The organism is Granulicatella sp. (assembly GCF_057274575.1).
The window spans coordinates 43325-63267 of record NZ_DBHISP010000011.1 but is presented as its reverse complement, the minus strand read 5'-3'; the positions used below and the strand labels follow the sequence as shown (position 1 = coordinate 63267).

The following is a 19943-nucleotide window of genomic DNA, read 5'->3' as shown; positions in this document are numbered from 1 at the left end:
GCAACAAATTACTTGTGATGCCAGAACCTTTTATTCCAAAAGCAGGAGCTCGTGTTATGAGCCTTCAAACCCCTACAAAGAAAATGAGTAAATCAGATGCTAACGTGAAAGAATACATCAGTATGCTTGATGAACCATCTGTGATTCGCAAAAAAATCAAGAGCGCTGTTACGGATTCCAGTGGCGTGATTGAATTCGATCCCGTTGAAAAACCTGGAGTATCCAACCTTTTAACCATCTTCTCTGCTTTCTCTGGTGAAAGTATCGAGTCTCTTGTTGAGCGCTTCAAAGGTGTCGGTTATGGACAATTTAAAGAAGAATTAGCCGATGCAATTATCGCAGTCATGGAACCCATCCAAGAGCGTTATTACGAGTTACTAAAATCGGATAAGCTAGATGAGATTCTTGATGAAGGTGCTAAAAAAGCAAACTACGTAGCGAATAAAACACTACGCAAGATGGAAAAAGCGGTAGGTTTAGTGAGATAAACTATTTTCGATTGATAAGATCCATTCCTCTAGAATGGGTCTTTTTTGATTATCTTAAAAACATCAGTTTATTGAAAGAGTCATAGTGGGACACCGGTTTGAGCCTTACGTCTCTCACCTTTGAAGCTTCAAAGGTGGAGTAAGGATTTTATTCCTAACTCCACCTAATTCACATTCAATGTGATTCCCCACTATTCTTTCAATAAACTGATGTTTTTTGATAATCAACACAGTGAATCACCCAAAATAGTTTATCTTACATTGTTGAATGGAAGAGGCTAAATAATTACTTTCTAATTTAATTAGCATATCAAATTCAAAACTTATATAGTCCGAGGGACTTTTTTCTTTATAGTAGAATAATCTTTTCTTAGTTTATCTCTCTTCGCAAAATGAGAGACAAATTAAAAAGTGCTAGGAAATCCTAGCACTTTTTTATCGTTTGCTTATTCTACTACAAGAAGTCCCGCTCCAATAATTCCATTGTCTCCCTTAATGGTGGATGCTTTTATATTTTCTAAAATATGTTTTTGTTCGTGATGTAAGAGATTTCCTAATTCCTCTTTAATCAATTCAATAAAGTCTGGATTGTAATTTGAAACGCTACCCCCGAATACAATCACTTTTGGATCCAGAAGGCAAACCATTCCATGCAATGCACTGGCTAGGCCTTTTGCAGTCTCCTCTATGATTCTATTTGCAGCTTCTTCTCCAGATCTCCATTTTTCAAAAACATCTTTTGTAGTTAAGGCTACATCTTCGTACAACTCTCTCCCTGTACGCTCAATAGCCACACCTGAACAAGCTCCCTCTAACGATTCTAAACATTCAAAGTACGGAACTTTTAGAAACCCAATTTCTCCTGAAAAACCTTCCCCGCGTAAAATCGTATTATTGACAATGTTGGTCGCTGCAATTCCTGTTGATACAGTGACATAACCAAACATATCACACGATTTTAAATGAAGTAATTGATACTCCGCATAGGCGGCCACTTTTACGTCATTATCAATGCGTACTCGAATATCTCCAAATGTTTGTTTTAATCGTTCTACGACTGGAAAATTTGCCCACGGAATATTATTTTGGAAAACAGCTACTCCATTTTCCACATCAACTTTCCCTGGCAAACCAACACCAATACCGTATGTATCTTGAATACGTAAATCATTTTCTTCGAGTACCTCTTGAATGAGTTGGACCACTCCCTGATACAAACCTTCTGCACTCTCAGTTTGGCTAGGTCTTTGAGAACGACTAACAATTTCTCCCTTCTCATTAATCAACGCAACAGCTACTTTTGTTCCCCCAATATCAACGCCAACTGCTACTTTCATCAAAACCCCTCCCCATTCATTTTGATTTCGTTTCTAAATTTATTTTACAATGAAATCTCCAAAAGCTCTTATCCTTTCTTGCGATTTACTATAACTATTTTGCTCTCCTTCCAACATTTTGAAAAATGATAACCTGATTGATAGCCGTTTTTAAAACATTTTTTAACTCTTCTCTCTTATTTAGCAAAAATTGGGTTGTTCAATCATTAAGGATAAGAAACAGCGCTTGTTTTAGAAAATTTAGTGATGAAATCACATTGAAAAATGATAACCGAAGATAGCCGTTATAGTGGAATGAGTGATGGGGAATGGCATCGAATGTGAATTAGAGGGAGTTGCGAATGGTTTCGCTACTCCCTCTTTGAAGCTTCGAAGACCGCGAGCCCTTTGGCTCAAGGCGGTGCCCCATCACAGATTTCACTATATTCAAACGGCTATCAGTAAGGTTATCATTTTTCAAACAAACTCATTAAATAGTGACTCTGTATAAAATAAGCGCTATTTCTTATCCTTTCAACCTTCGGTTGAACCCTCAATTTTTGCACAAAAAAGGAGGGAAAGCAGATCGCTTCCCCTCCGTAATTCCTAGGAATTAATTATTTTTTTAAGTTGTAGAACGCTGATAGACCTTGGTAAACAGCTAAGTCACCTAATTGATCTTCAATACGTAATAATTGGTTGTATTTAGCAATACGGTCTGTACGGCTTAATGAACCAGTCTTGATTTGTCCAGCGTTTGTAGCAACTGCGATGTCAGCAATTGTTGAATCTTCAGTTTCACCAGAACGGTGTGAAACAACTGCAGTGTATCCAGCTTTTTGAGCCATTTCGATTGCGTTGAATGTTTCAGTTAAAGTACCGATTTGGTTTACTTTGATTAAGATTGAGTTTGCAACGCCTTGTGCAATACCACGAGATAAGATTTCAGTATTTGTTACGAATAAATCGTCACCAACTAATTGAACTTTACCGCCTAAGCGTTCAGTTAATAATTTCCATCCATCCCAGTCGTTTTCGTCACAGCCGTCTTCGATTGTGATGATTGGGTATTTTTCAACTAATTCAGCTAAGTATTCAACTTGTTCAGCTGGAGTACGTTTAGCACCTTTTTCACCTTCGAAGATTGTGTAGTCATATACGCCATCTTTGAAGAATTCAGATGAAGCACAGTCAAATCCTAAGTAAACATCTTTACCAGGTTCTAGACCTACTTTTTTGATTGCTGCTAAGATTGTTTCTACAGCATCTTCAGTTCCTTCGAATGTTGGAGCAAAACCACCTTCGTCACCTACAGCAGTTACTAAACCACGGTCATGTAAGATAGCTTTCAATGCGTGGAATACTTCAGCACCCCAACGTAAAGCTTCTTTGAATGTTGGCGCACCAACTGGTAAAATCATGAACTCTTGGAATGCGATTGGAGCATCTGAGTGAGATCCACCGTTAACGATGTTCATCATTGGTGTTGGTAATACTTTAGTGTTGAATCCGCCTAAGTATTGGTATAAAGGTTGATCTAAGTAGTCAGCAGCTGCGCGTGCTACAGCGATAGATACGCCTAAGATTGCGTTAGCTCCTAATTTACCTTTGTTTGGAGTTCCATCTAATTCGATCATTAATTTGTCGATCGCCATTTGCTCACGAACATCATAACCTAAGATAGCTTCAGCGATAATGTTGTTCACATTGTCAACTGCTTTTTGAACTCCTTTTCCTAAGTAACGAGATTTGTCGCCGTCACGTAATTCAACTGCTTCGTATTCACCAGTTGAAGCTCCTGAAGGAACCATACCGCGTCCGAACGCTCCACTTTCTGTGTAAACTTCAACTTCGATTGTTGGGTTTCCACGTGAGTCTAGTACTTCTCTTGCTAATACATCTGTAATAAATGGCATGATTTATTAACTCCTTTAAATTTTATTTTGTACGTTATTATTTTAATCGAAAACCTATAGACTTTCAAGAATTCCTAAGGTTTTCTTTATTTTTCAATCAATGTTTCTCCAGTCATTTCTGCTGGTTTTTCAACATTTAATAGATCAAGCATTGTTGGAGCGACGTCTGCTAAACGTCCACCCTCGCGTAATGTTACACCTTTCTTCGTAATAATCACTGGTACTGGCACAGTTGTATGTGCAGTATGTGGTGTTCCTTCTGGTGTAATCATTGTTTCTGAGTTACCATGGTCTGCAAAAATAATTGCGCTACCACCTTTTTCAAGGATGGCGTCAACTACTTTCCCTAAGTTTTCGTCCACTGCTTCAATCGCTTTGATGGTTGGTTCTAACATTCCTGAGTGTCCAACCATGTCTGGGTTAGCGAAGTTCAAGATGATGGCATCATTTTCATCATTGATGATTGAGTTGTATAATGCATCTCCTACTTCGTATGCACTCATTTCTGGTTTCAAATCGTAAGTTGCAACCTTTGGAGAAGGAATTAAAATACGGTTTTCGCCAGGGAATTCTTCGTTACGTCCACCATTCATGAAGAATGTTACGTGTGGGTATTTTTCAGTTTCAGCAATACGTAATTGTGCAAGCCCTGCTTTAGATAACACTTCACCAAGAACGTTTGTCATTGGGATTGGTGGGAATGCCACTTCTGCATCCACACTTGGGTTATATAAAGTCATTGTCACAAATTTGACATTTGTAGCACGTGCACCTCTGTCAAAGTTTGTCCACTCTTTATCAGTGAACGCATTTGATAATTGAATTGCACGGTCAGGACGGAAGTTGAAGAAGATGATTGCATCATTGTTTTCAACTTTTGCCACTGGTTTGCCATCTTTAACGATTACTGATGGAATAACGAATTCATCTGTAACGTCTTTAGCATAGCTATCCTCGATAACAGCTTGTGCGCTTTCGAATTGTGGGCCTTCGCTATGAGCAATAGCATCATAAGCTAATTTCACACGTTCCCAACGTTTGTCACGGTCCATTGCATAGTAACGACCTGAAACTGTTGCGATTTGACCTACGCCTACTTCAGCTAATTTATCTTCTAAAGTTTTAATGTAAGAAGGACCAGCTTTAGGGTCTACGTCACGTCCATCCATGAAGGCATGAATGGACACCTTGTCGATTCCTTTTGCTTTAGCTGTTTCCACTAATGCTAATAAATGGTTGATGTGGCTGTGTACCCCACCATCAGATAATAATCCGAATAAGTGTAATGCAGAGCCGTTTTCTTTCACATGATTAAACGCACCATTTAATGCTGGGTTTGTTTCAAATTCACCATCTAAAATCGCTTTGTCGATACGAGTTAAGCTTTGGTAAACGATACGTCCAGCACCGATATTTGTATGACCTACTTCTGAGTTCCCCATTTGTCCATCTGGCAGACCTACATCTAATCCAGAAGCTTTTAATGTTGTATGAGGGAATTCGTTATAATAACGATCAAAATTTGGTTTTTTTGCTTGTGCAACGGCATTACCTTCAACTTCTGGTCTCCATCCGAAACCATCTAAGATAATAATTGCAACAGGTGATTTTGCCATTATTTTACTGCCTCCAATAAAGCTAAGAATGAATCTGGTTGTAAGCTTGCTCCACCTACAAGAGCTCCGTCCACATCTGGACAAGCCATGTATTCAGCAATGTTTTCTGGTTTAACAGATCCACCGTATTGTACGCGAACTTTGTCAGCAACTTCTTGACCGAAGTCAGCTGCTACTACGTCACGAACTACTTTACACATTTTTTGAGCGTCATCTTGAGATGCTGATTTACCAGTTCCGATAGCCCAGATTGGTTCATAAGCAATTACTAATGATGATACTTGCTCGTTTGATAAACCTTTCAATGCTGCAGAAACTTGTCCGCCTACGAATTCTGAAGCTTTTCCTGCTTCGTAAGTTTCTAATGTTTCACCACAACAAATGATTGGTGTTAAGCCGTTTCTGAAAATTGCATGTGCTTTTTTGTTGATGTCTTCATCTGTTTCGTGGAAGTACTCACGACGTTCTGAGTGGCCGATGACTACGTAGTGCACGCCCATTTCAGCTAATACTTTAGGTGAAGTTTCACCAGTGAAAGCTCCAGCATCTTCGAAGTAGCAGTTTTCAGCAGCTACTTTTAATTCTGAGCCTTTCGCATATTCTAATAAAGTGACTAAGTCCACTGCAGGAGCAGCGACAGCACTCTCTACGCGTTCGCCTGAAGGTAATTTACCAACAACAGCTTCCACAAAAGCTTGAGTTTCTTTTGGGTTTTTATTCATTTTCCAGTTTCCGGCAATAATTGGTTTACGCATATACACAACATCTCCTTTTAATGTTTAAAATTATTTATCACTGATAGCAGCAACACCTGGTAGTTCCTTACCTTCTAGATATTCTAGAGAAGCTCCACCACCTGTTGAAATGTGAGTGAATTTATCAGCGTATCCTAGTGAGATTGCAGCTGCTGCTGAGTCCCCACCACCGATAATTGTAGTTGCGCCTTCAAGGTTCGCAATCGCTTCACATACACCGATTGTTCCTTTAGCAAAGTTTGGTAATTCGAATACACCCATTGGTCCATTCCATACAACAGTTTTTGCATCTTTTAAGTAGCTTGCAAATAATTCAACTGTCTTAGGTCCAATATCTAACCCTTCTTGATCTGCTGGAATTGCATCTGAAGCAACAATTGTAGCTACTGCATCGTTAGAGAATTCTTTAGCAACAACGTTATCGATTGGTAACACTAATTTGTCGCCAGCTTTTTGCATAATTTCTTTTGCTAATTCCACGCGATCTACTTCTAATAATGAAAGACCTACTTCGCGTCCCATTGCTTTGAAGAATGTGTAAGCCATTCCTCCACCGATAAGAACTTTATCAGCTTTGTCTAATAAGCTGTTGATAACCCCAATCTTGTCTGAAACTTTTGCTCCACCTAAGATTGCCACGAATGGACGTTCTGGGTTATCTACTGCACCACCGATAAACTTGATTTCTTTTTCCATCAAGAACCCCGCAGCTGATTCTAATTGGCTAGCAATACCAACGTTTGAAGCATGCGCGCGGTGAGCTGTCCCGAAAGCATCATTAACAAATAAATCGCCTAAAGAAGCCCAATATTTACCTAATTCAGGGTCGTTTTTAGATTCTTTCTTGCCATCTAAATCTTCGAAACGAGTATTTTCGAATAATAAAACATCGCCTTCTTTAAGTACATTAATAGCAGCTTCTAACTTTTCTCCACGAGTTTCTGGAACGAAAGTCACTGGTTTTTCTAATAACTCAGATAAGCGTTCTGCAACTGGACGTAAGCTCAATTTAGCTTTGTCTTCTTCAGATTTCACTTTACCTAAGTGAGAGAATAAGATCACTTTAGCATTGTGATCTAATAAGTGCTTAATCGTTGGCAACGCTTGAACAATACGGTTGTCGTCTGTAATCACGCCATCTTTTAAAGGAACGTTGAAGTCCACACGAACTAAAACTTTTTTCCCTTCCACTTGTAAGTCTGTAACGATTTTTTTAGCCATAAAATAGCCTCCTACATTTTTATTTGGAGCGAGTGCATTACTCACATTATGAAAACAGGGCGAGGAAGCGAATGCTTCCATCGCCCTGAGAAAATAGATACGATTAGCTAAATCTATAGTTTAAATTATAGTTTTGCAAAGTATTGTAAAGTACGAACTAATTGTGCAGTGTATGACATTTCGTTATCGTACCAAGCAACAGTTTTAACTAATTGTTTGTCGCCTACAGTCATTACTTTAGTTTGAGTTGCATCGAATAATGAACCATAAGTGATACCTACGATATCAGAAGAAACGATTGGATCTTCAGTGTAACCGTAAGATTCGTTAGCTACTTCTTTCATAGCTGCATTGATTTCTTCAGCAGTAACTGGTTTTTCTAAAACAGTTACTAATTCAGTTAATGAACCTGTTGGAACAGGAACACGTTGTGCAGCTCCATCTAATTTTCCGTTTAATTCTGGGATTACTAATCCGATAGCTTTAGCAGCACCTGTTGTATTAGGAACGATGTTTACTGCTGCAGCACGAGCACGACGTAAGTCACCTTTTGCGTGAGGTGCGTCTAATGTGTTTTGGTCACCAGTGTAACCGTGGATTGTTGTCATTAAACCTTCAACAATACCGAATTTGTCGTTTAATGCTTTAGCCATTGGAGCTAAGCAGTTTGTAGTACATGAAGCACCAGAGATAACTGTTTCGTCACCTGTTAAAATGTCGTGGTTTGTGTTGAATACAACTGTAGGCACGTCATTTCCACCAGGTGCAGAAATAACAACGCGTTTAGCACCAGCTTTTAAGTGTAATTCAGCTTTTTCTTTAGAAGTGAAGAAACCAGTACATTCTAAAACGATATCAACGCCTAGTTCACCCCATGGTAATTCTTCAGGATTACGGTTAGCAAGCACTTTAACTTCTTTACCGTTAACGCGGAAAGCTCCATCTAACACTTCAACTTCACCGTTGAAACGTCCTTGTGTTGAATCATATTTTAACAAGTGAGCTAATTGCTTAGCGTCTGTTAAGTCATTGATTGCAACAACTTCTAATCCTTCCACATCTTGAATACGACGGAATGCTAAACGACCGATACGTCCGAAACCGTTAATACCAACTTTAACTGTCATATAGTTTTTCCTCCTAGGAATTTTTATTTTATTTTTTGCGGGTTGCCCCGTTCAAAACCAACTCTGATATCTCCTTGTCAATCACAAACCATGTGCGATCTACCGGAGCTAATTTGGCATATGCTTTTAAAGCAGCTGCCTTTTCTTCGCCTTCCACAACGGCAATCGAATGTGGAATCGTAGATAAATCACTAAGATGCAGCCCTACTCGTGGGATTTTTAACACCACATTTCCTTCTGCATCGAAGAAACAACCGAACGCTTCGCCAATTGCTTTTTTCTCTTTTAACGTAACCATTTGTTCTTCTGAAAGTCCACGTCTCTCTCCCATAATAATAGCACTTCCAACGCTATATAACAAACACTCCGCCTTTTTCATGAGGCCTATCGTCTTTGCGACGGAAGGTTCTTGCATTAAGGGCGTATAAGTTGCTTGTTGGACATGTTCTGGAACAAAGAGCGCTTCATGATGAGCGCCAATTCCCATCGCCATTTTCTCACTGACATTATTTGCCTGAATCAGCATTGACCCAAACATTCCTCCTCTTGCAGGAACAATCGTAAGGTCTCGGTTCATCGAGATTTCCTTTGTGAACCCTTCGCTGACACGAACCATCGTTTGACCTCCAGTGATGGCAATAATGGAAGCACCAAGCGGTAAGAGAACATCCATAATCTCTTGAACCAACTTAGATGTTTTTGTCGGATTCTCAACCACTTTCACATATTGAACCCCTAGTGCTTTTGCCACTTCATGTTCTACCAGACTCATCTGGATAAAGTTGTTTTTTAAATCATCCGACCGTTCTAATATAAATTCACCAATTTCCGTAAGATACATCCCTGAGCCTTGCACTTCAATGAGGTCTAATTTCTTCATCGCCTCACATTCATTACGAAGTGTTCTCTCAGACATTTGGACCACTTTTGCAAGGGCTCTTCGTCCAATCGGCTGATACGTCGCGATGGCTTGTAAAATACGGAATCGCGTTTGAAGAACGATTCTGCTTTCTGGAACCAATAGATGAGATAGATTAAGATAATTCATCGAAACCTTCCTCCAATCATCTCCAGATAGGGTCGAATATCGTCCCGCTTATTTCCGGTATCTTTGAATCCATATTTCTGAACACATTTATATTTTAACATAAAATACAAGAAATGCAACCGCCCTCAGATTACAATTTGGTTAAGTTTTACGATACAAAGGGACTTATTTTGTCCCTATTTGTTTATTAAGCTTTTCATGGCAAGTTTCTCCGTCATCCATCACAAAAGAAATTTCCATATGTGCTCCGACTTTTTGTGCCATCTCTTCTAAGAATAAAATTGAGGGATTATGGTGTCCTGAAACTAACCGTGACAAATGAGCTGGTTTTATCCCAACCTTTTCTGCAAATTCGGTACGTGAGAGTCCGGACACAAGTCTCAACTCTGTAATCCTTACTGCCATTTCTTTTAGAGTGAAATCTAAATCTAAGTCTTTTTCGTAGTTCTCCCAATCCAATGACAAGCGTGCTATTGAACGCTTCAGATTTTGATCCATTTTTTAAAGCCTCCTCTTTAGTATATACAACTGGAATATTCAATTCAGTCTGCGATTTATTTCCCCACATTTCGAGTATCGCAGGACTTAATCCTTCCTTATCCAACAGTTTAAGAGCAGCAAGCATTTTCACCTTTTCTTTATACGGTCTACTATCCACATACTCTAACGTTCTTGGGTCAATCTGATGTTCTATTTTCATAATTTTCCCTCCCACTCAAACATTACCATATTTGGTAATTACCATATATGGTAATGTTGCTCTCTTCTTATGCTTTTTTGCTCTCTTTTAAAAATAAACGAATTAGACTATTTCTCCTATATACTCTGATTTTTTTCCAAAACTTGCACAGTTTTATAAAATTAGATACACTTAGGAAAGAACGTCGCCTTAGTGTAGTGGATATCACATGAGATTCCGGTTCTCATAACAGGGGTTCGACTCCCCTAGGCGATATTTTTTAACGTTTCCTAGCGTTTCAAAAAGTTGTAAAATCAACATTTACATTTCCTGCCAAAGCACACAATAGTATAAAATTGAGTACAAAAAGAGTACAAAAAAGCGAGCTGTCACTAGCCCGCTTTTTTAGTCTTCAATTTTCCGAATTTTATATTTCTCTAACTGCCCTCTGAACTCTTCCATCAATTCGAATAAACTCATTTGTTTTGTCTGCTCTTTTTGAGTTTTTCTAGTTCCTCATAATGTTCTAAAATCAATTGAGAATCTTCTGTGTCGTTTTCAACACGCGGTTCATTCACGTACCAATAATCGACAATAATTGTAGCACCTAAACTAATATTGTATTTGTAAACTGCATAAACAGGTTCATCTTCACCATACTCCATTACGTCCTCTACGATTTCCATCATTAAATCCAATTGTTGGTTTAAAAATTCCTTATCGGCTTACAATATACTCCACGCTACAAACATTGTTTTGTAGCGTTTTTTGATGCACAAAAAGCAGAACTTGAACTAAATTCAAGTCCTGCTTTGTAAGGGGTTGTATCAACTTTCTTCCCTAAAAGTGAAGAATTTAATTTTTATGCGAATTTTGAAAAATCCCAAATATCTGTCACTAATCCTTCATAAAATTCAGGCTCATGGCAAACCATTAAAATACTTCCTTTATATTCTTGTAAGGCGCGTTTTAATTCCTCTTTCGCATCGACATCCAAATGGTTTGTCGGTTCGTCGAGTACGAGCACGTTTGACTCTTCATTCATCAATTTACAGAAGCGAACTTTTGCTTGTTCTCCACCACTGAGTACTTGCACTTGGCTCTCGATGTGCTTACTGGTTAATCCACAACGAGCGAGCGCTGCACGTACTTCTGGTTGTGTCATCGATGGGAAGGTATCCCAGATTTCTTCTAAGGCTGTCTTACGATTTCCTTTTGGCGTTTCTTGTTCGAAATACCCAAGGTCGATATAGTCCCCACGTGTTACTTTTCCGTTCAATGGTTTAATAATCCCTAATAAGCTCTTCAAGAGTGTCGTTTTCCCGATACCATTTGCACCGACAATCGCAATCTTTTGGCCACGTTCCATTTCAAGATTAATATGTCCTGTTAATGGACGGTCGTATCCAATCGCTAAATCTTCGGCTTGGAAAATGTAACGACCAGGAGCTCTAGAAGTCTTGAAGTCGAATTTTGGTTTTGGCTTTTCACTGGCTAATTCGATAACTTCCATCTTATCCAGTTTCTTCTGACGAGACATCGCCATATTACGCGTTGCAACACGCGCCTTATTCCGGTTTACAAAGTCCTTTAAGTCCGCAATCTCCTTTTGTTGACGATTATATGCTGCTTCTAGTTGAGATTTTTTCATCGCATACACTTCTTGGAACTGATTATAGTCCCCAACATAACGGTTCAGCTCTTGATTGTCCATATGGTAAATCAAGTTGACGACACTGTTTAAGAATGGAATATCATGCGAAATCAGGATAAAAGCATTTTCGTATTCTTGTAAGTAACGTTTTAACCATTCAATATGTTCTGCGTCTAGGTAGTTTGTTGGCTCGTCAAGTAATAAAATATCTGGTTTTTCTAATAATAGTTTTGCAAGCAATACTTTCGTACGTTGCCCACCACTGAGTTCACTCACGTCACTATCCATCCCAAATGCTGCAACGCCTAACGCACGTGCTACTTCATCAATTTTGGCATCAAGAATATAGAAGTCATGGCTATCTAGTCGCTCTTGCAACTCGCCCACTTCTTCCAGCATCGTGTTCATTTCGTCTTCGTTTGCGTCTCCCATTGCCATATACAATTCATTGATACGCGCTTCTGCTACAAATAAATCGTCAAAGGCTTTTTGAAGGACACTGCGAACGGTCATTCCTGGTTCTAGGACTGTATGTTGGTCCAAGTATCCCACCTTTACATTTTTAGACCACTCGATTTTTCCTTCGTCTGGTTGTAATTGACCTGTCACTATATTCATGAAGGTTGATTTCCCTTCACCGTTTGCTCCAACGAGTCCGATGTGTTCCCCTTTTAATAGACGGAAGCTTACATCATTGAAGATGGCTCTTTCACCAAAGCCGTGTGTTAATTTTTCTACATTTAAAATACTCATCAACGTTCTCCTTAAGTTTTCTCTGGGTCATTGTATCATAGTTTTCTCTAATGTCAAAAAGGCTGAGCGACAAGGATAAAAAAGGACCCACAATGTGGGTCCAAAACACCGTTTTTCTTTAGAAATTGAAAATTTCGTTCTTCCTTTAAAGATTGGCTATGATGGTGATAATTGCAACAAGAATACCTACAATTGCCAATAGCAGATATTTCTTTTCTTTTACTTCACTCACAATATAAGCAATACTCCCTCCAATTGTTAGCACAAGAGGAAATAGAAGAGCTAAGAGTTTAGGTTCTTGTCTGGACGAATTTCCTGAAAAATCAATTTGTACCGTAACCAAATCAGGTAATGCTATATAGCTATATACCGCTAGAAAAATCGCAATCACAATCATAATTCCAGCAATCCATTTTTTATTCACTATCACCGTCTCCTTTTATTCTATTTAAATTGTGCTTTGTATAAAGCTGCATACGCTCCGTTTTTGGCGAGCAATTCTTCATGCGTGCCGTCTTCGGTTAGTCCATCTTCTGTGACTACAATAATACGGTCTGCATTTTTAATCGTAGCTAGGCGGTGAGCGATAATAAACGTCGTTCTGCCTTTTGCTAACTCGTCAAACGATTGTTGAATAAATTTCTCCGTTTGAGTATCGAGCGCACTTGTGGCTTCATCCAAGATTAAAATAGAAGGATTCTTCAAAAAGATACGTGCAATTGACAGACGTTGTTTTTGTCCGCCTGACAATTTCACACCACGTTCTCCGATATGTGTATCTACTCCATCTTCTAAATCCTCGATGACTTCTTTTAGTTTTGCTTGCTCGATCGCACGGTCTACTTCTTCATCCGTTGCATCGAGTCTTCCGTACAACACATTTTCACGAATTGTTCCATTAAAAAGGAATACATCTTGTTGCACAATACCGATTTGACGGCGAAGCGATTGTAAGGTGAACTGATTGATGTTTGTTCCATCGACCAAGATTTCGCCTTCTTTTAAATCATAGAAGCGTGGCAATAAGTTCACAAGCGTTGTCTTCCCAACTCCACTTGGCCCAACGAAGGCAACAGTTTGCCCTGGTTCGACCGTCAAGTTGATGTGTTCCAATACTTTTTTACCTTCTTCGTATCCAAATCCCACGTTTTTATATTCCACTCGTCCAACAAACGCAGGAGCTGGAATGGCATCGGGTGCGTCTTCAATATCAATTTCAACACTCATTAATTCTTTGAAACGACGAAATCCCGCAAATCCTTTTGGATACAGTTCAATCATGGAGTTCATCTTATTAATCGGTCCCACAAACACATTGGACAGTAAAATGTAGCCAACTAATTCTCCAGCAGTTAAATCTCCAAGGACCGTGAAGTACGCTCCTACGATTAAACTAAAAAGATTAATACTGCGCATTAATAAGTAGTTGAAACTGCTACTCGTTCCCATCGTGCGATAGAACGCAATTTTATTCGAACGATACTCTTGAATAAGTTCTTCGAAGAGTTGTTGCTCGTGGTTTTCGTTGGCAAAAGCCTTCACTACACGCATTCCGCTCAGTACATTTTCCAAGCCTGCCGTATAGTTGGCAAGCCCTTTATAGATATTCCGGTTAATACGGGACATGCGGCGGTTAAATACCGCCAGTGCCACTGCAATAATCGGAACGAAGAAAATCGTCAATAGCGCTAGCGTTGGATGCACTTGATACATCAAGAAGAATGAACCTATTAAGGTCATCACGGCGATAAAGAACTCTTCAGGTCCATGGTGCGCTAACTCACTAATATCGAATAAATCACTCGACAAGCGGCTCATCAATTCCCCGATTTTCATATTATCAAAAAACGAGAAGGATTGTTTTTGAACCTTCGCGAACAACTCACGGCGCATATCCGTTTCAATATTAATCCCTAAAATATGCCCCATGTACACGACAATAAAGTTCAAAGTTGTCGAGAAGGCATACAGCGCAAGTAATCCAGCTCCCACGAGTAGAATTTGTTGTAAATTTTGAGACGGTACAATCTTATCGATAACACTTCTCACCATTATTGGAAAGGCAAGCTCGAGAATGGCCACGATTACCGCACACGTAAAATCGAGTAAGAATAACTTCTTATAGGGTTTGTAATAATGAATAAAATCTTTAATCACGTTTTCTCTCCTTTCGCATAATGTAATGTACTCCAGTCTTTTGTCTTATAGACGATATGTCCATAAAGAACCGTTAACGCATTTGACAATAACATTGCAATCCATACACTGGTAGCCCCGAGTGCTGTAAATGCTCCGAGCACCCAAATAATTGGGAGGCGCAAGATCCAAAGACGTCCAACTGACATATTCATGGAATATTTCGTCACGCCACATCCTTGGAAAAAACCATTGTACGCTGAAAATAATCCCATGAAGAAAATGATAAAGGCGGTATAGTTTAAATACTCAACGGCATTTGCCCAAAGAACGGCATCGCTTCCGTCTTTAATAAAGATTCCAAGAATAGGAGATTGGAAGAAGAAGACAACTATACAGCCGACTGTTGAAATCATCAGCACCCATAGTAGAGCTCGTCTAAAGATGGCATGCGCACGCTCATAAAGACCTGCCCCCATGTTTTGTCCGATAATGGCGGTTAGCGCCGCCCCGATTCCCATCTGTGGTTGCGTCAGTAAATCCGAGATGCGGTTTACCATCGAGTACGCAGCCAGCACTGACGTTCCATATGACTGAATCAATCCATTTAAAACTGTGAATCCTAATGCCGCTCCTCCATACCCAAATGCAGATGGCCATGCGACTTTGAGAATTTCTTTCATCACTTCTTTATCCACTTTGACATGTTTCAAATAGATTTGAATTTCCGATTCCTTACGAACCGCACGAATGGCAAGCACTAATAACAACACTTTAGCAATGACTGTTGCCCATCCTGCTCCTTCAATTCCCCAGTTTAACCCGGTAAGGCCGACAAAAGGAATGGTCACAAAAATGAAGATAGGATCTAGAATTACATTTGAAATCGAAGAAACCGCACTAATCATCGTAATCGTGCGTGTTCTTCCTTGTGCATTTAGCAAGGATTGATAGCCAAAGTAGCAAAAATCAAAGAATAGTCCAATGAAGTTAATTTTCAAATACGATACAGATTTTGCTAAAAAAGTTCCCTCTGCCCCCATCCATTCCACGAATAGAGGTGCTAAGAAATATCCAATCACCGATAACACGAATCCAAAGAAATACGTTAAAATCATCGCATTTCCAGCATAACGTTTGGCTTCTCTGAATTTTCCTGCTCCAAAATATTGAGCAATGAGCGCCGTCGCTCCCACACTTATCCCCATTCCAAGAGAAATAAATAAAAAATTCAACGGCCAAATAAAGGCGGTGGCTGCGAAATCTTCTGCTGACAGTTGCGCCACATATAATCCATCCGTCAAATTGTATAAAGTCCGAATTAAATTATTAATCATTAGCGGAGTCGCAATCGTTAAAATTACACGATTAATATGCCCCGACGTTATAAAATTTCGTTTTTCCAAAAATATCACCTGTTCTAGTATACATGATATCTCCACCTCTGTGAACACATACCATGAACAATTGAACTGGGTGCTGCTTGCAAAGAAAGAAAGAGCCTTGCTTTTGGAACATGGGATTTTTTCATAATCGCTGTAATAGGGCACCGGTTCGAGTCAAAGTCTCTCACCTCTAAACCTCAAAGCGGGAGTAAGGAAAACCTCCCAACTCCCGCTAATTCGCTTTTAGTGCCATCCCCTATTACTGCTATTATAGAATCCCATGTTCCCTCCGCGAGCCTCTTTGCATTTTTAGTAAAGTAGAATAAGTTACATTATTTATCTCTTCTCACCAAATCTGGTGAAATATACTACTTCTCGTTTTTATTTCTTGCTCAACAAAATTTAAAACACGTGATTTTAAAGAAACTAGTATAAAATCTTCAAGAAGCAGCTCATTCTTTTTCACCCTCCTGCGAAGCACACACTAACTCATTTCCGTTCCCTCAAGACAAAATTTCTAAACACCTTGTTCAAAGAAATAAAATGTAGAATCCAAAATATTAGGCACTACCTACCTTTTTTATACACGCAGGTCTGAAGAATCATTTGGTCCATAGTAGCAACAATAGCGAGTGTAATCGATGCGAATAAGTAGGAGTTAGGAATTCATTCCTTACTCCTACTTTGAGGCTCGATAGGCAGTGAGACCTAAGGCTCACGCCGGTACAGCTATTGTAGCTACTATAGAGATCCAAATGATTCATAAAAGACCTGCGGTCTGTTTACCAAAGCACAAAAAAAGAGTTAGGCACCAGCCTAACTCTTTGGAATTTCTCAAAATTATTTTTTAGTTTCTTTGAAGACAACGTGTTTACGTAATTTTGGAGAATATTTTTTTAATTCTAAACGCTCTGGATTGTTACGTTTGTTTTTGCTTGTTAAGTATAAACGTTCACCTGTTTCAGCACATTCTAATAAAATGTTGATACGCATGGATGACACCTCTCATTCAATTTATTTCATTAACTCATTGAGTTTCATACTGGTATATATTAACAAATGCAATGCGCTTTGTCAATTCACAATACCACGGATTCAAAAAATTTTATTCCTATAAAACTTTTTGAATCCAACCTTCTGGAGCTTCTACATCTCCATATTGGATGCCTACTAATTCATCATATAAACGTCTTGTGACTGGTCCAACTTCTGTTTCTGAATAGAACACATGGAAGTCATCCCCATTTTGAATTCCGCCTACTGGAGAAATAACTGCTGCTGTACCGCAAGCACCTGCTTCAGCAAAAATATCTAATTGATCAACATACACATCTGCTTCTTTTACAGTCATTCCTAAACGGTGTTCTGCTAACCATAGTAATGAATATTTTGTAATACTTGGTAAGATGGATGGAGAGTAAGGGGTGATAAATTGATTATCTTTCGTAATTCCGAAGAAGTTTGCAGCTCCTACCTCTTCAATTTTTGTATGTGTCAACGGATCAAGGTAAATACAGTCACTGAAATGACGTTCTTTGGCTTCTTTACCTGGCAGCAAGCTTGCTGCATAGTTCCCACCAACCTTGGCAGCTCCTGTACCAACGTGTGCTGCACGGTCATATTCAGAAACGATGAAGTTCGTTGGTGTTAATCCACCTTTGAAGTATGCTCCTACTGGCATTACAAAGATTGAGAAAATATATTCCGTTGCTGGACGAACCGCTACATTGTTTCCAACCCCAATCATGAACGGACGGATATATAAACTTCCTCCAGTTCCGTAAGGTGGTAGCCATTGTTCGTTTGCCTTCACCACTTTTTTCACAGCTTCTACAAAGCGTTCTTCAGGGAATTCTGGCATGAGTAATCGACGACAAGAACGAGCCATACGAGCTGCATTTTGATCCACACGGAATAAGTTGATGCTGCCATCTTTACAACGGTATGCTTTTAGTCCTTCAAAACATTGTTGTCCATAGTGAAGTGCAGTCGCTGCTTCATCTACTTTTAATACATTATCTTCAATCAATGCGCCTTCATCCCACTGTCCATCTTTGTAATAACTGATGAAGCGTAAGTCTGTCTTAATATAATCGAATCCTAAATTATTCCAATCTAAATTTACTGTATTTGTCATATTGACCCCTTCTTTCCTAAATTACTCGACTATTTTATATTCTCCCGTGAGACTATCCATCTCCTCTAGCTTATGGTCTTTAGCATGATATCTAAAAAATCCATAAATTGACGTCGAAGAACGTTCCTCATGTCGAATTTGTAAATCGATGGTATCACTTGTTTGAGCTTGAATAAGAATATCATAATTCTCATCTAGAACGATTTTCTTTCTTTTTTCAATCTCTGCAATCGCTTGTTTCGCTAGTGTATTCCCACTTTTTTGTTCTACTATAGTTTTTGGTTCTACAGTGGTTGTTTCAACCTTAGAAGAATCTGTTGTATCTAGAGATTTTGTCGTATTTTCTACTTTTTCTCCTTTGGACTCTGTTGTTGAAGACTGATTATTGGAAATTTGAACTCCCGGAACAGAATTATCTGCTGTTTGTCCTGACCTACGTGAACACGCTATTAATGTTAATCCCAAAAATGTAAATACTAGTCCTTTTATGATATTTTTGCTCATTCATACACCACCTTTCATATTTTTATTATTCTATCATAATTTTTCTGAAAAGTATTTCATTTCACATTATTGTAATTATATTAAAAAACAGACTATTTTTTATTTTATAAATGGAATTCTTTTGCCAAAAAAGGTCCTATCATCAAATAAATGATGATAGGACCTTTCCCGTAAATATTATTGTTTTTCTTTAATTTCTTCCACGTAATTATAGACCATATGTCCTGCTTGTCCGCCATCTCCAACTGCTGTTGTAATTTGACGCAATGTTTTTTGACGAACATCGCCGACTGCAAAGATACCAGGAATAGAAGTTTCCATTTTCTCGTTTGTTACAATCCAACCTTCTGCATCTGTGATGTTTAAGTCCTTGAATGGATCCGAAACTGGTAAAAGTCCCACATAGATAAAGACACCATCCGCATCATGAGTAGTTACTTCGCCTGTATTTATATCTTTTACGCAAACGCCTGTGATTTTAGAACCGTCTCCTACGAATTCTTCTACGGTTGAATTCCATAAAAAATCGATTTTTTCATTGGCGAATGCACGGTCTTGCAATACTTTTTGTGCACGTAATTGATCGCGACGGTGAACGATAGTCACGCTTTTTCCGAATTGTGTTAAATACGTTCCTTCTTCAACCGCTGAGTCTCCTCCCCCGATGACGAAGATTTTCTTATCTTTGAAGAATGCTCCATCACATACCGCACAGTAAGAAACACCACGTCCGGCATATTCTTCTTCACCAGGAACTTCTAATTTACGGTGATAGGAACCAGTCGCAATGACAACTGCGTAGGCATAGTATGTTTTCTTGCCTGCAGTGATGACTTTAAGATCGCCCTCTAATTCGATTTTTGACACTTGGCCATAAGCATATTCTGCGCCGAATTGCATTGCACCTTTATACATATTGTCCGCTAATTCTGGCCCAGAAATTGTAGGGAAACCAGGATAGTTTTCTACATCTGAAGTATTTAATAATTCTCCTCCAGGAACACCTTTTTCTAAGATTAACGTTTTTAAATTCGCACGAGAAGTGTAAAGTGCCGCCGTCATCCCACCAGGGCCACTTCCAATAATGACTACATCATAAATTGTTCTTTCTTCCATCAGAGATTCTCCTTTTGTATAAACTAAGAGCGCTGAGACATAGTCCAACGCTCTCCTTCCATTTCAGTTTAAGATACGAACATCAATTGGGC

Annotated in this window: 18 protein-coding genes and 1 tRNA gene; 2 read left to right on the top strand and 17 right to left on the bottom strand. The window is 39.0% G+C overall.

The genetic code is table 11. From position 1 onward, the window contains the following. On the top strand, window positions 1-488 hold a 488-nt coding region (locus ACO5V7_RS06800), incomplete at its 5' end, for a tryptophan--tRNA ligase (RefSeq protein ID WP_485485567.1). A gap of 446 nt (window positions 489-934) precedes the next feature. Here the strand turns inward: ACO5V7_RS06800 and ACO5V7_RS06795 are convergent. From ACO5V7_RS06795 to ACO5V7_RS06760, 8 genes are all read right to left on the bottom strand, one after another. Next, window positions 935-1825 carry an ROK family protein gene (locus tag ACO5V7_RS06795; protein ID WP_485485566.1) on the bottom strand — a complete coding sequence of 297 codons (891 nt, stop codon included), beginning with the start codon at window positions 1823-1825 and terminating at the stop codon, window positions 935-937. 596 nt (window positions 1826-2421) lie between these two features. Next, the gene (gene eno / locus ACO5V7_RS06790; RefSeq protein WP_485485565.1) at window positions 2422-3720 is read right to left on the bottom strand and encodes a phosphopyruvate hydratase; all 1299 of its coding nucleotides are present in this window, start codon (window positions 3718-3720) and stop codon (window positions 2422-2424) included. 86 nt (window positions 3721-3806) lie between these two features. Further along, window positions 3807-5336: a 2,3-bisphosphoglycerate-independent phosphoglycerate mutase gene (gpmI, locus tag ACO5V7_RS06785; protein ID WP_485485564.1), complete on the bottom strand. Its 1530-nt coding sequence runs from the start codon at window positions 5334-5336 to the stop codon at window positions 3807-3809. Then, on the bottom strand, window positions 5336-6091 hold the full coding sequence (gene tpiA / locus ACO5V7_RS06780; protein WP_485485563.1) for a triose-phosphate isomerase: 756 nt from the start codon (window positions 6089-6091) through the stop codon (window positions 5336-5338). The genes gpmI and tpiA overlap by 1 nt, the downstream gene beginning before the upstream one ends. 30 nt (window positions 6092-6121) lie before the next feature. Next, on the bottom strand, window positions 6122-7312 hold the full coding sequence (locus ACO5V7_RS06775) for a phosphoglycerate kinase (protein WP_485485562.1): 1191 nt from the start codon (window positions 7310-7312) through the stop codon (window positions 6122-6124). A 125-nt stretch (window positions 7313-7437) separates the two neighbouring features. After that, window positions 7438-8439, bottom strand: a complete 1002-nt coding sequence (gap, locus tag ACO5V7_RS06770) for a type I glyceraldehyde-3-phosphate dehydrogenase (RefSeq protein ID WP_485485561.1) — start codon at window positions 8437-8439, stop codon at window positions 7438-7440. A gap of 28 nt (window positions 8440-8467) precedes the next feature. Continuing rightward, on the bottom strand, window positions 8468-9487 hold the full coding sequence (locus ACO5V7_RS06765) for a sugar-binding domain-containing protein (RefSeq protein WP_485485560.1): 1020 nt from the start codon (window positions 9485-9487) through the stop codon (window positions 8468-8470). 165 nt (window positions 9488-9652) lie between these two features. Then, complete coding sequence (locus tag ACO5V7_RS06760; protein ID WP_298648782.1) at window positions 9653-9985, bottom strand: helix-turn-helix domain-containing protein; 333 nt, start codon at window positions 9983-9985, stop codon at window positions 9653-9655. A gap of 385 nt (window positions 9986-10370) precedes the next feature. On the opposite strand from ACO5V7_RS06760, the gene ACO5V7_RS06755 reads away from it, so the two are divergent. Continuing rightward, window positions 10371-10442, top strand: a tRNA-Arg gene (locus ACO5V7_RS06755). Window positions 10443-10642: 200 nt separating this feature from the next. Here ACO5V7_RS06755 and ACO5V7_RS06750 read toward each other — a convergent pair. The 9 genes from ACO5V7_RS06750 to trxB form a co-directional block, all read right to left on the bottom strand. Next, the gene (locus ACO5V7_RS06750) at window positions 10643-10855 is read right to left on the bottom strand and encodes a hypothetical protein (protein WP_485485559.1); all 213 of its coding nucleotides are present in this window, start codon (window positions 10853-10855) and stop codon (window positions 10643-10645) included. Window positions 10856-11028: 173 nt separating this feature from the next. Further along, window positions 11029-12573 (bottom strand): ABC-F family ATP-binding cassette domain-containing protein, encoded by a 1545-nt coding sequence (locus ACO5V7_RS06745; RefSeq protein WP_485485558.1) that lies wholly within the window; start codon window positions 12571-12573, stop codon window positions 11029-11031. A gap of 145 nt (window positions 12574-12718) precedes the next feature. Next, the gene (locus ACO5V7_RS06740; protein ID WP_485485557.1) at window positions 12719-12997 is read right to left on the bottom strand and encodes a DUF1648 domain-containing protein; all 279 of its coding nucleotides are present in this window, start codon (window positions 12995-12997) and stop codon (window positions 12719-12721) included. Between the two features lie 20 nt (window positions 12998-13017). Next, the gene (locus ACO5V7_RS06735) at window positions 13018-14730 is read right to left on the bottom strand and encodes an ABC transporter ATP-binding protein (protein WP_485485556.1); all 1713 of its coding nucleotides are present in this window, start codon (window positions 14728-14730) and stop codon (window positions 13018-13020) included. After that, window positions 14727-16124, bottom strand: a complete 1398-nt coding sequence (locus ACO5V7_RS06730; RefSeq protein ID WP_485485555.1) for an MATE family efflux transporter — start codon at window positions 16122-16124, stop codon at window positions 14727-14729. Before ACO5V7_RS06730 ends, ACO5V7_RS06735 begins: the two co-directional genes overlap by 4 nt. An 810-nt stretch (window positions 16125-16934) precedes the next feature. Further along, window positions 16935-17087, bottom strand: a complete 153-nt coding sequence (gene rpmG, locus ACO5V7_RS06725) for a 50S ribosomal protein L33 (RefSeq protein WP_005607156.1) — start codon at window positions 17085-17087, stop codon at window positions 16935-16937. Between the two features lie 118 nt (window positions 17088-17205). Then, window positions 17206-18231, bottom strand: a complete 1026-nt coding sequence (locus tag ACO5V7_RS06720; RefSeq protein WP_288295074.1) for a branched-chain amino acid aminotransferase — start codon at window positions 18229-18231, stop codon at window positions 17206-17208. Window positions 18232-18252: 21 nt separating this feature from the next. Then, window positions 18253-18735 (bottom strand): hypothetical protein, encoded by a 483-nt coding sequence (locus tag ACO5V7_RS06715; protein ID WP_485485554.1) that lies wholly within the window; start codon window positions 18733-18735, stop codon window positions 18253-18255. Window positions 18736-18912: 177 nt separating this feature from the next. Then, a complete protein-coding gene (trxB, locus tag ACO5V7_RS06710; protein ID WP_485485553.1) occupies window positions 18913-19851 on the bottom strand; it encodes a thioredoxin-disulfide reductase in 939 nt (312 codons plus the stop codon). Between the last annotated feature and the right edge of the window lie 92 nt (window positions 19852-19943).